This window comes from Enterococcus sp. DIV1089c (assembly GCF_050530965.1).
In the GTDB taxonomy this organism is placed as follows: domain Bacteria; phylum Bacillota; class Bacilli; order Lactobacillales; family Enterococcaceae; genus Enterococcus_B; species Enterococcus_B hirae.
The window spans coordinates 2,094,864-2,107,500 of the sequence record NZ_CP172888.1 but is presented as its reverse complement, the minus strand read 5'-3'; the positions used below and the strand labels follow the sequence as shown (position 1 = coordinate 2,107,500).

At 37.1% G+C, this 12,637-nt stretch carries 11 protein-coding genes and 1 tRNA gene (1 of these 12 running past the window's edge); 11 read left to right on the top strand and 1 reads right to left on the bottom strand.

Going from position 1 to position 12,637, the window contains the following annotated elements:
• From IGL30_RS09950 to IGL30_RS09935, 4 genes are all read left to right on the top strand, one after another.
• A tRNA-Asn gene (locus tag IGL30_RS09950) sits at positions 1–43 on the top strand (it extends 31 nt beyond the left edge of the window).
• A 185-nt stretch (positions 44–228) separates the two neighbouring features.
• The gene (locus tag IGL30_RS09945; RefSeq protein ID WP_088745442.1) at positions 229–1,557 is read left to right on the top strand and encodes an aminopeptidase C; all 1,329 of its coding nucleotides are present in this window, start codon (positions 229–231) and stop codon (positions 1,555–1,557) included.
• Positions 1,558–1,839: 282 nt separating this feature from the next.
• On the top strand, positions 1,840–2,673 hold the full coding sequence (locus tag IGL30_RS09940; protein ID WP_010718739.1) for a fructosamine kinase family protein: 834 nt from the start codon (positions 1,840–1,842) through the stop codon (positions 2,671–2,673).
• A 15-nt stretch (positions 2,674–2,688) separates the two neighbouring features.
• Positions 2,689–3,426: an acyl-ACP thioesterase domain-containing protein gene (locus IGL30_RS09935; RefSeq protein WP_034698929.1), complete on the top strand. Its 738-nt coding sequence runs from the start codon at positions 2,689–2,691 to the stop codon at positions 3,424–3,426.
• A gap of 334 nt (positions 3,427–3,760) precedes the next feature.
• Here the strand turns inward: IGL30_RS09935 and IGL30_RS09930 are convergent, their stop codons facing one another.
• Positions 3,761–4,729 (bottom strand): asparaginase, encoded by a 969-nt coding sequence (locus IGL30_RS09930; RefSeq protein WP_010718737.1) that lies wholly within the window; start codon positions 4,727–4,729, stop codon positions 3,761–3,763.
• Positions 4,730–4,884: 155 nt separating this feature from the next.
• Between IGL30_RS09930 and IGL30_RS09925 the strand changes: the two genes are divergently transcribed.
• From IGL30_RS09925 to IGL30_RS09895, 7 genes are all read left to right on the top strand, one after another.
• Entirely contained in the window at positions 4,885–5,718 is an 834-nt protein-coding gene (locus IGL30_RS09925; protein ID WP_010718736.1) for a DUF72 domain-containing protein, read from the top strand.
• A gap of 14 nt (positions 5,719–5,732) precedes the next feature.
• A complete protein-coding gene (locus tag IGL30_RS09920) occupies positions 5,733–6,572 on the top strand; it encodes a Cof-type HAD-IIB family hydrolase (protein ID WP_034698936.1) in 840 nt (279 codons plus the stop codon).
• 64 nt (positions 6,573–6,636) lie between these two features.
• Complete coding sequence (locus IGL30_RS09915; protein WP_034698938.1) at positions 6,637–7,167, top strand: haloacid dehalogenase; 531 nt, start codon at positions 6,637–6,639, stop codon at positions 7,165–7,167.
• Positions 7,168–7,389: 222 nt separating this feature from the next.
• Positions 7,390–9,111 carry a septation ring formation regulator EzrA gene (locus IGL30_RS09910; protein WP_010718733.1) on the top strand — a complete coding sequence of 574 codons (1,722 nt, stop codon included), beginning with the start codon at positions 7,390–7,392 and terminating at the stop codon, positions 9,109–9,111.
• A 155-nt stretch (positions 9,112–9,266) separates the two neighbouring features.
• Entirely contained in the window at positions 9,267–10,409 is a 1,143-nt protein-coding gene (locus IGL30_RS09905; RefSeq protein WP_010738070.1) for a cysteine desulfurase family protein, read from the top strand.
• An 18-nt stretch (positions 10,410–10,427) separates the two neighbouring features.
• On the top strand, positions 10,428–11,639 hold the full coding sequence (gene thiI / locus IGL30_RS09900; protein ID WP_010718731.1) for a tRNA uracil 4-sulfurtransferase ThiI: 1,212 nt from the start codon (positions 10,428–10,430) through the stop codon (positions 11,637–11,639).
• A 226-nt stretch (positions 11,640–11,865) separates the two neighbouring features.
• Positions 11,866–12,513, top strand: coding sequence for a redox-sensing transcriptional repressor Rex (locus IGL30_RS09895; RefSeq protein WP_010718730.1), 648 nt, complete (start codon positions 11,866–11,868; stop codon positions 12,511–12,513).
• Positions 12,514–12,637 lie beyond the last annotated feature (124 nt).

The window sequence follows — 12,637 nt, the reverse complement described above, 5'->3', positions numbered from 1 at the left end:
ACTGTTAATCATGATGTCGTAGGTTCGAGTCCTACTGCCGGAGTACTTCAACCACAGCTTAGAGGCTGTGGTTTTTTTGTTATTCTCAAAAACTTTTGAGAATAACAAAAAAGGGTTGTCGTGAGGGGGATTCAGTCGATTTGTTGTAACGATTAAAAGTGAGTCGTTGTATTTCAAACCACTTAAGGGTAGAATTAAAGATATATTTTTGATTGGAAGGATGATTGGATGAAAGCTATTACACCTGAAATGACGAAAAAATTTGCAAAAGGTTTTGAAGAAAACAACAAGCAACAAGCTCTACAAAGAGCGGTAGTAAAAAATGGGATCACCGCTTCTGCTGAAAATGTGGCTGCCCATGTCTCTAATACACCGGTTTTTTCAATTGATTTAACAACGGGAAAGGTTTCAAATCAGAAACAATCTGGTCGTTGCTGGATGTTTGCAGCATTAAATACTTTCCGACATAAATTGCTCAATCAATTCCATTTGAAAGAATTTGAATTATCACAAAACTATACGTTTTTCTGGGACAAATATGAAAAAGCTAATTATTTTTATGAAAATATTATCGCAACAGGGAATGATGCCTTAGATAGCCGAAAAGTAGCCTTTTTATTAACAACCCCACAACAAGATGGCGGACAATGGGATATGATCGTTTCCCTCTTCCAGAAATATGGTGTAGTTCCTAAATCTGTTATGCCAGAAAGTGCAAATAGTTCAAATTCACGAGATTTAAATAATTACTTGAATAAATTGTTGCGTAAAGATGCGACGGTCTTACGTGAAATGATTGCCGGTGGTGAAACTGCTGAAGCGATTCAAGCAAAAAAAGAGGAAATGCTAGAAGGAATCTATCAATTTTTAGCCATCTCCTTAGGAACACCACCAAAAGAATTTGATTTTGAATACCGTGACGAAGAAAACAATTATCATATTGACCAACAGCTTACACCTCAACTCTTTTATGATAAATATATTGGTGTAAAACTAGATGATTACGTTAGCATCATCAATGCACCGACAAAAGACAAACCTTTTGATCGTTCTTACACTGTAGAAATGTTAGGTAATGTGGTTGGAGGGAAAGAAGTTCGTTACTTGAACGTAGATATGTCAACGTTTAAACAGTTGGCTATTGCCCAACTGGAACAAGGAGAGTCCGTTTGGTTTGGTTGTGATGTTGGACAATCTTCAACTAGAGATAGTGGGGTCATGGCACTGGATGTTTACGACATGGATGACTTATTCGATGTAGATTTTACGATGACTAAAGCACAACGTTTAGATTTTGGTGAAAGCTTAATGACCCACGCGATGGTATTGACGGGAGTCGATCTTGTTGATGGGAAATCAACGAAATGGAAAGTCGAAAATAGCTGGGGAGAAAAAGTTGGCAATAAAGGATTTTTTGTAATGAGTGACGATTGGATGAACGAATACACGTATCAAATCGTTGTTCGCAAAGATTTGTTGTCGAAAGAGCAACTCCAAGCCTTCAATGAAGAACCAATCGTTTTAGCTCCTTGGGATCCAATGGGCGCATTGGCTTAAAAAACTGATTCTACTCAAAGTATGAAGAAAATAGACGAATTGGTGTCTCAGATTACTGAAAAAGAAAGTAAATGAGGGATTGAAAGAAAGACGAGGTTAGTCTTCGAAATTAGTAGGATTGCTAATTTTGAAAGAAGCCTCTCTTTTTTTGTCTATAAATATGAGCAATGGACTTTTACTGTTGAACAAAGAGTTACTAGACTCATTTTCTTTGTTTTAGATTCTCTGTGATATAATGATAGCTAACAAATAGGTTGGAAAAGCATGTAAGGAGGAGTAGAGATGAATATTCAGTCGGTGTTAGCAGAAATCCAATTAGAAGGCAAAGTGATACCTATCACTGGTGGGGACGTTAATCAAACGTATCGAATTGAAGAGCAAAATAAATCATATTTCTTAAAGCTTCATCCTAATATTGGAAAGTCTTTTTTTGAAGCGGAAGTGGATGGGTTAAAAGAACTAGCTCCCTACGTTCGAGTACCTGAAACTTACATGCTGGGTGAACAAAAAGATGGTGCCTATCTTTTGATGGAATGGATCGAACCTGGCAAAGGAGATCAAAAAGATCTAGCCGTTTCTTTGGCGAAATTGCATAAGGTAACCGCTCCTCAATTTGGGTATCGAAAGGATAACTATTTAGGGACCGTTCCGCAATTCAATCACGTGGAAGAAGATTGGTGGCTTTTCTTCTTCAAAAATCGTCTAGAAAGTCAAATTGCTTTGGCACAAAAAAACAACCATTGGAATCAAAACCGCCAAGAAACATTTATTTCTTTTAAGCAATACGTGTTAGAAAACTTTAGTGATAAAAAGATTGTCCCTAGCCTCTTGCATGGCGACTTGTGGAGTGGTAATGTGTTCTTTGATCAGCAAGGAGAACCAGTCTTCGTTGATCCAGCCGTTTCTTACGGTGATCGTGAGCAGGACATAGCTATGAGCCAGCTATTTGGTGGGTTTCGTCCAGAGTTTTTACAAAGTTATCAAATGGTCTATCCTTTGGAAAAAAATTGGGAAAAACGATTGCCGATTTACCAGTTATATTATTTGTTAGCCCATCTAAATATGTTTGGGGAAAGTTATGGTTCACAAGTGGATCAATTATTAGCGAAAAGATAAGAGGAGGGTGTTTTTTTGGCAAAGAGATATACAAAAAAACATGAAGTTTCATATTATGAATGTGACATTAATCAGACCATGACATTTCCATCAATGTTAGGAATCGTGATCAAGACATCAGAAGATCAAAGTGATGCGCTTGATCGTGGCAGTAAATTTGTCAATAGTTTTGGACTGACTTGGGTCATTACCAATTATTCAATGACAATCACTCGTTTGCCTAAAGTAGGAGAGACGATTTCTATAACAACACAAGCCATGGAGTACAATAAATTCTTTTGTTATCGTAATTTTTGGATTCATGATGAAGAAGGTACAGAACTGGTAAAAATAGAATCAGTTTTTGTATTAATGGATTTTGTGAATCGGAAAATGAGTAGCGTCAATGAAGAAATTATTGCACCGTTTGAAAGCGAAAAAATCAAAAAAATCAAACGGCAAGAAAAAATAGAAAAGATCGAATCGGGCACGATGTTACCTTATCGCGTGCGTTTCTATGATATCGATAGTAACCAACATGTGAACAATGCCATGTATTTCAACTGGATTATTGATGTCTTAGGCTATGATTTCTTGACGACACATGTACCAGAAAAAGTTTTGATCCGTTTTGACAAAGAAGTGGAATATGGAAATGAAATTGAAAGTCATTATGAACAAGTAGAGATGGAACATGGTGTGAAAACAAGACATGAAATCAGAATGCAAGAACAACTCTATTGTGAAGCAAATATCACTTGGAAAAATAAATAAACTGCTAATAGCAAACGATGTTCCAATCGGAAAGAGGTTGTCGCAGAAGTGTCTAGCTCTGGGAAATAAGCAGGAACAACAAGGGAAAAAAGCTCAAAACAAAACTGTTTTGAGCTTTTTTGATTGATTGCCGAAGTGCTGAATAATAAAGAATTCTTTAGGTGTTCATACTTTTGGACATTCTAACATGGAAATAAGACTTTTGGATATCCAGTAATAGGTAAGGATCGATAACCTTCCATGATTGAAAAAAGAATGCGCAAAATTGGTTCAATTGCTAAACGAACACTGGATTTTTTTAGAACGGAATTTTTGTATGTGATTTAGCTATAACTTATTGAGTAATAAACGAAATCAATGATTGATCTTTTAACCCGTGATTCAAGGCAATCAGTAGTTTGATGCGAGCTTTTTGGCTATTGATGCTATTACAAAAAATAATCCCCATGTTTGCTAATTCCTTTCCGCCACCCTCGTAGTCATAAACAGGTTCTGCTATCCCATTAAAACACCGGGAAACTAAGACCACTGGGATTTTTTGTACTAATAATTTTTTCAAAGCTGTTACAGCTTGTGGTGGTAAATTGCCAGCTCCTAAAGCTTCGATCACTAGGCCATCTACTTTGGTATGGGCGATAGCTTCTAATAGATCACCTTGCATCCCCGCATAAGCCTTAACGATTGGGATCGTACCATTGACTGAAGTGATATCTAAGCGTGTAGTTTCTAGTAATTCTTGCATAAATAAGATCCGATGTTTTGTTACTAGACCAATTGGACCTAATGTGGGTGTACGAAAAGTGGCAACATTTGTCGTGTGGGTTTTGGTCACGTAACGCGCGGAGTGGATCTCATCGTTCATTACGACCAATACACCTTTTCCATTTGCTTCCTTACAACTAGCGACTCGAATAGCACTCTCGAAATTGTACAGCCCATCGCTCCCTAATTCGTTGCTGGATCGCATAGCGCCAGTTAGTACGATCGGCAGTTTATCTCCAATCGTCGTGTCTAAGAAAAAGGCGGTTTCTTCTAACGTATCTGTTCCATGAGTGATTACAACACCGTCAAACCCCAAATGATAGGCTTCATTAATCCGATTTTTTAAAATCAACATATGTTTAGGCATGATATGAGGTGAAGGAAGATTAAAGATATCTTCTATTACTAAATCAACATCTTCTGGAATTTCAATTTCAGCATCTAGCAAAGGATTCACAACATCAGGACTCACTCCACCAGTTAAAAGATTTTCTCTCATGGCAATCGTTCCGCCAGTGTGTAAAATTAGAATTTTTTTCATTTTTTTTCGGACTTCCTTACATATAATTTTGCATAGGCTTTAACGCTTATTGTATACTATATGAAAGAGTTTTGCTATCCGTGGCATTGAGCAATGAGTAGTAAATCTCACTATACATAGTTGATTTTTGGATGGAAAAGCAAAGGTGGCTTGAAATGATACGAATCGGATTAACCTCATTTAAAGAACATGATAAATTGACTGGAAAAAAGAATAACACACTTTATGAGTATGCTAGATATTTACCATTAGTGGAGCTTGATACAGCTTACTATGGAATCCCAAGACGAACTTCGGTAGAAAAATGGGTGCAAGAGGTTCCAAATGATTTTCGTTTTGTTGTTAAGGCGTATCAAGGGATTAGTGGTCAAGGAGACTGGGAAAAATATTATCAAACAGAAGAAGAAATGATTGCTAAATTTCTGGAAGTAATGAAACCAATGAGTGATGCGAACAAGCTTTTTTGTTTTTTAGTCCAATTTCCAGCTTCCTTTAAATGCACCAAGGAAAGTGTACAATACTTACGTAAGCTTCGAAAATGGTTTGCTGGCTATCCGGTAGCAATCGAACTTCGGGACTTTTCGTGGTATAGTGAGGAATTCGTTGAGCGCACGAGAAGCTTCATGACTCGAGCAGAATTTTCTTTGGCAGTAATTGATGAACCACAGTTGTTAAACACAACAGTTCCTTTTGACCCATTCATCACGAATCCAGACTTTGCTCTTTTCAGGTTTCACGGAAGAAATGCTCAAGGTTGGCAGGCCAATGATAAAGATTGGCGTAAAAAAAGAACTCTTTATCGCTATTCTGAGCAGGAACTGAGAGAACTAGCAACTGCTATTGACTCTGTTAGCTCAAAAACGAAAGAAATCGGAATTATCTTTAACAACAATTCTGGTGGAGATGCTGCAGAAAATGCGTTAGCTTTACAAAAAATATTAAAAATAAAACCGGAAGGCTTAAACCCACAACAAATGGATTTATTTTAGAGAGGGAGCGTTGAATGATCAAAGCAATTTTTTTTGATATTGATGGCACATTAGTCAACGACCGTTCAAAAGCACTTGCTTCGACTAAACGTGCGATTAGCTATGCTAGAAAAAATGGGATATTGTGTGGTGTAGCAACTGGGCGGAGTCCAGTTAAAATCAAAGAAGTGATTGATGAATTGGAATTAGATATGTATGTTGTCTATAATGGACAATTGGTATTTACTGCCGAACGAACGATTGTAGATCAACCATTTGATCAAGTCGTTTTAAGTAAGATCGTGGAATATGCTGATAAGAACCATCGCCAGATCATTTTTGGTGGAAGAGATCAACTAGCTGGTTCGACCACGATGCTATTAGGACAGTCGATTTTGATCAAACGTTTAGTTAGTTTATTACCAAAAAAATTTCCCGTTCGATTGATGAAAAAGGGACTGCAAATTTTTAGCCCACATCGACAGAAAAAGCGATATGAGGCACTGGAGATTCTTGATGAGCCAATTTACCAATGTATATTATTGAGTCAGGAATCAGAACAAGAAAAATTAGAAGAGCGGTTTCCGGAGTGCAGCTTTCAACGGTCCAATGCGTATACCGTTGATATCATTCCAAAAGGTGGCTCAAAGCTTTCAGGAATTGCAGCCTTTGCCAAAGACATGGGGATCGAAATGACCGAGATCATGGCATTTGGTGATCATTATAACGACATTGAGATGCTGGAAGGTGTCGGAATCGGGGTTGCTATGGGGAATGCTCAAAAAGAAGTTAAGCAAGCTGCTGATTATGTGACGGATACCAATGAAAAAGACGGAATTTATCAAGGACTGAAGCATTATGGTTTGATTTACTAAAACAGTTGATAGACTAGACTTCAGTAAAAATGTTAAGAGAAGTAAGAAAAGAAGGTAGAAAAAGATGTCTGAGAAAACACCCTTTCAACAAGTAGAAGAGTTTCATAAAATTTTTGACCCTCGTTCACCTGATGTACCGACTGCATTTTCGAAACAAGCAGCCATTTATCGTGCAGAATTTAAAATTGAAGAATTAGTCGAATTGATTGCGGCCAATTGTCAGGGAGATCAGGAACAATTACACGAAGGAGTAACAGCTCTTCACGAAGCATTAGAGAAAGCAGAACAAAAAATGTTGACTAAAAAAGAATGGGGACAAGCACCTTTGATCGAGCAAGTCGATGCTTTAACCGATCTTTTATATTTTACTTATGGTTCTTTTTCATTATTGGGTGTTGATCCTACGAAGATATTTGAGATCGTTCACCAAGCAAACATGGGGAAATTATTCCCAGATGGTAAACCACATTATCATCCGGTCACGAATAAGGTATTAAAACCTGATAACTGGGAAGAGCAGTGTGCCCCTGAACCTAAGATCGCCAAAGAAATTCAACGGCAAATCGCCCAAGCGACTCGAAAGAAACAGTCTTGAATGGACGAAACAAACCAAAATAAACCGGCGTTTCATACTGGTTATGCTATTTTCTAGGTAGGAATAAAAGATTTTCGATGAAGTTAGTGAATGCTTAAAAATTGTGTGTTATAATTTACAATAGATGTCTTTTGCACGGAAGACGTATTTATTGTTTTATGCACACAAATTATTTAACTAAGCATAAAAAATAGATGCATATTGAAAACGGAGGTACCTTAAATGGGAAATAATGTTATCATCGGAATCGTCATAGCAATCATTATAGTCGCCCTAGTCGTCTTTTTGGTTAGTTACTATATGAAGAAAAAAAACCAAGATCGATTGGACGCCTTGGAAAAGCGCAAGGAAGAATTATTCGACTTGCCTGTGATTGAAGAAGTCGATGATGTTAAAAAAATGCATCTGGTGGGGCAAAGCCAAAATACCTTTCGTGAATGGAGTCAAAAATGGAATGACATATCCACTTCCTCGTTTGCTGAGTTAGAAAGTCAAATTTTTGAAGTAGAAAATCTTAATGAGAGTTTCCGATTTTTAAAAGGTAAAAAAGCTGTGATCGAAGCAGAAAAAACCATGGACCAAATGGAAAAGAAAGTTTCTGAGATTCGTGATGGACTAAAAGAGTTACGTGAAACAGAAGAACGTAATTCACTAGCGGTTCAGCAAGCTTTGGATGTCTATGAAGAACTGAAAGAAACAATCAGAGAAGATGAGCAAGAATACGGTCCTGCGTTTCCTGAATTACAAAAGCAAGTCAAGATGATCGAAAATGAATTCACGCAATTTGTTGCATTGAATACTTCAGGTGATCCTGTTGAAGCTCGAGAAGTTTTGGATAAAGCAGAAAAACATACGTATGAAGTTGAAGCTTTGATGAAAAAAGTTCCGCCGCTATTTGAAGATTTGAACACTACTTTCCCAGAACAACTGGAAGAAATCCAGCAAACTTATGAAAAATTGATGCAGGAACAATATGTTTTCCCAGAAGAAGATCTTGTTGGTGAGATTGAAAAAGTAAGCCATCGTATTGAAAGTTCATTAGCAAATCTTGAAAAAACAGAAGTTGAAACGGTTGAATTCGAGAATCGTGAAACTGCTAGTATGATTGATTCGCTCTACGACATTCTAGAGCGGGAAATGGAAGCCCAAAATTATGTCACAACCAATCAAGCAACCATTGAACAATACATCAAACATGCCACAAAAAACAATCGTCAATTATTGATTGAGTTAGATCATACTGCTCAAAGTTATGCGTTGAATCATAATGAAATTGGTCGAGTACGCGGATTCCAAACAGAAGTGGAAGAAATCGAACGTCAAAACGAACAGATGAAACCACAAATCCAGCAACACTTGCTACCATATTCTGAAGTACGGACTTTCTATAAAAAAGTATTCAAAGTTTTAGAAGATATCGAAAACCAACAAGTTGAAATCGATGACTCACTACACGAGTTAAGAAAAGGTGAAAAAGAAGCGCAAGAAAAAATCGATACTTTCGAATTTAAATTGCGTAATTTGAAACGTTTTGTGGAACAACAACGTTTGCCTGGTCTACCAAATGATTATTTAGAATTTTTCTTTGTGGCAACTGATCGGATTGAAGAGCTAAGTATCGTGCTAAATAAAATCAGAGTCAATATGGAAGAAGTCAATCGCTTAGTTACGTTATGTGAAGAAGATTTAGACTTACTTGATAAGAAAACGCATGATTTAGTGGATGCTGCAGCACTGACAGAACAAATGCTACAGTATGCAAATCGTTATCGCCACACACATGAAGAAATCAGAGAAGCAATTGATAAAAGTTATTACTTATTCAATAAGGAACATCATTATCAAGAAGCTCTGGATGAGATCGGTACAGCACTCGAACGTGTTGAACCTGGTGCTTTCAAGCGAATTGAAGATTTTTATTTTAAGAATCCTGATTTAGTTTAATAAAACTAACTAAAAAGGCAACACTGGTCAATCCACCAAGTGTTGTCTTTTTTCGTGTTCAATTACACGAAACTTTCTGAAAAAACAACCTCCTCTTGAAAGCAATTGGGACAACCGTTATAATAGTAAAGAATTTCAAAAAAGAGGGGTTTCTTATGATATATTTTGATAATAGTGCGACAACCCCAATCTTTCCGCAAAGTTTAGATGCCTATATAAAGACAAGTCAGCGGATTATTGGGAATCCGTCAAGTTTGCATGATTTAGGCAATCAAGCAAACCGTTTGTTACAACAAGCTAGAAAACAAATTGCTGAGCTGATCACTGTTACTCCAGATGAAATTTATTTTACTTCTGGTGGGACAGAAGGCGATAATTGGGTACTTAAAGGGACGATGATTGAAAAACGTGAATATGGAAACCACATGATCATCTCTGGGATAGAACATCCTGCTGTAAGTGAAACAGCTGAACAACTTAAATCTCTAGGGGTAGAAGTTAGTATAGCGCCAGTAAATAATCAAGGATTTGTCATTGTTGATGAATTGAAGAAACTAATTCGTAAAGACACGGTATTGGTTTCAATCATGGCAGTCAATAACGAAATTGGATCAATCCAACCAATTTTAGAAATCAGTGAGTTGCTAAAAGAATACCCTAAAATCCATTTTCATGTGGATGCTGTGCAAGCAATCGGAAAAGTTTCTTTATCTGAATGGCTGACCGAAAGAGTTGATTTTGCGACGTTTTCAGCTCATAAATTTCATGGACCACGTGGTATAGGTTTTATTTATTGGAAGAAGGGACGACGTTTAGCACCGCTTCTTAATGGTGGTGGCCAAGAAAAAAATCAGCGAAGTGGAACAGAAAATGTTCCTGCGATTGTCGCAATGGCGAAAGCCTTACGAATTGCACTGGATCGAAAACTTCAAAAGCCAGATCACACCAAACATTTAAAAGAGGCATTGATCAACGCTTTGAAAGCCTATGAAAAAGTGACTATTTTTTCAGAGGGAGAAGATTATGCACCACATATCTTATGTTTTTCACTCAAAGGGATTCGAGGAGAAGTCCTTGTTCATGCGTTAGAAGAAAAACAAATATTTATTTCTACAACTAGTGCTTGTTCTTCTCGTAAACACCTTGCAAGTAGCACGTTGCATGCCATGCATGTGCCTGATGATTTAGCTACGTCAGCTGTTCGCATTAGTTTAGATGAAAGTAATTCTATGGCAGAAGTAGAACAATTTATGATCATTTTTAAACAATTATATAAGAAATTTTCAACCATCAATTAATCAATAAGGAGTGTTTTTGTGAAATATAGTGAAATCATGGTCCGCTATGGTGAACTGTCAACAAAAGGAAAAAACCGTAAAAGTTTTATTATGCAACTTGCTCAAAATGTTCGTCAAGCATTGAGTGATTTCCCCGAAATCAAGATCCATGCTGATCGTGACCGGATGCACCTACTGTTAAATGGTGCTGATAGTGCGTTAGTTATACCTAAATTGGCTAAAATTTTCGGTATCCAAAATTTCTCACCAAGTATTCGAATCGAAAAAGATGTTCAAAAGTTAAAAGATGCAGTTCAAGCTATCATGAAAGAAGTCTATACAGGAAAAGAAACCTTTAAAATTATTGCGAAACGTAGTGACCACGACTTTGAATTAACAAGTAATGAATTAAATCAAACGTTAGGAAATGCGGTGGTAGATATCTTCCCTGATATAGAAGCACAAATGCGTAAACCAGATATTCCACTACGGGTAGAAATCCGTCGAGATGCTGCTTACCTATCCTATGAAACGATTAAAGGAGCAGGCGGATTGCCAGTGGGAACGAGTGGTAAAGGCATGTTGATGTTGTCTGGTGGAATCGACTCACCTGTGGCTGGTTATTTTGCCATGAAGCGTGGTGTCGAAATTGAAGCGGTCCACTTTGCTAGTCCACCTTACACGAGTGAGCAGGCATTACAAAAAGCAAAAGATTTAACAGCAAAATTGACTCCTTATGTCGGTAAAATCGAGTTTATCGAGGTACCGTTTACTGAGATCCAAGAAGAAATCAAGAAAAACATTCCGCAAGGGTACTGGATGACGATTACTCGACGGATGATGCTGCGATTAACGGATGAGATCCGCCGATTACGCCATGGGTTGATTATCCTTAATGGGGAGTCTTTAGGACAAGTAGCTTCGCAGACCTTACAAAGCATGGTTGCTATCAATGAAGTAACGAATACGCCTATCATTCGTCCAGTTGCTACGATGGATAAATTAGAAATCATTGAAGTAGCTGAACAAATCGATACTTTTGAGCTTTCAGTCCAACCGTTTGAAGATTGCTGCACGATTTTTGCCCCACCTCAACCAAAGACCCGACCACGCCTTGATAAAGTTCATCAATACGAAGAACGTTTACCAATCGAAGAAATGATCGAACGAGCTCTTTCTGGTTTAAAAATGGAAACGATCCATACAGCTACCGAAGCTGAACAAGTAGAAGAATTTGCTGATTTGTTATAAGAGTCTTGAAATTATCGTGGAGCTTTGACAAGAATAAGAAAGTAGATTGAACCGTTTTTTTATGTTTAATAAAACAGACTTTAAAAACATTACTTTTTATTTGTTCTTACACTTATTTAAGAGTCTGGGGTCAATCCCAGACTCTTTTTTATGTTCCCTACTGTTGCTCTAAGAGAGGATAAATGATAAACTGACTATGTGAAGAAATTAACAAAGGAGTTTGAAGATGGGAGAAAAAATAGCGGTTTTACCAAAAGCAACAGCTAAAAGACTACCTTTATATTTACGTTATTTAAAAATGCTCAATGATTCAGGTGTGAAGCGGATTAAATCAAATGAATTTAGTCAAATCACCCAAGTACCTTCTGCGTCGATCCGTAGAGATTTTTCATATTTAGGTGAATTGGGGCGCAGTGGCTATGGTTATGAAGTGCCTTATCTGATCGAAGTCTTTGATCGAATCTTAAAGACTGAAGAGGAAAAACGAATTGCCTTAGTTGGGTATGGAAATCTAGGGAAAGCTTTAAAGCACAATAATTTTAGAAGAAATGAAAATTTGAATATCGTCTGTGTATTTGACAATGACCCTAAAATCGTCAATCAAGAAATCGATGGTCAATTCATTTATCCAATCGAACAGTTTGGCGAAATCGTCAAAAAAGAAAAAGTAACAGTTGCGATTTCAACGGTTCCAAGTAAACACTCCCAGTCAGCAATCGATGAAATTGTGAAAGGTGGCGTATCAGCGATCTTAAACTTTGCTCCTGACCGAGTGATCGTACCCAAACATGTGAATATTCAATACATTGATTTGACGACAGAATTGCAAACGCTTATATTTTTTAACGAAAAATATTCAGAAGTTTTTTTATGACAATCCATAGTTTTAGCGCTTAGAGCCAATGTTTCTAAGCGTTTTTTTATAACGCATGTTTATATCTATTTTTGTTTGTTTACAATCATAATACTGATATAATAGCTTTCAGTTCATTGTATCA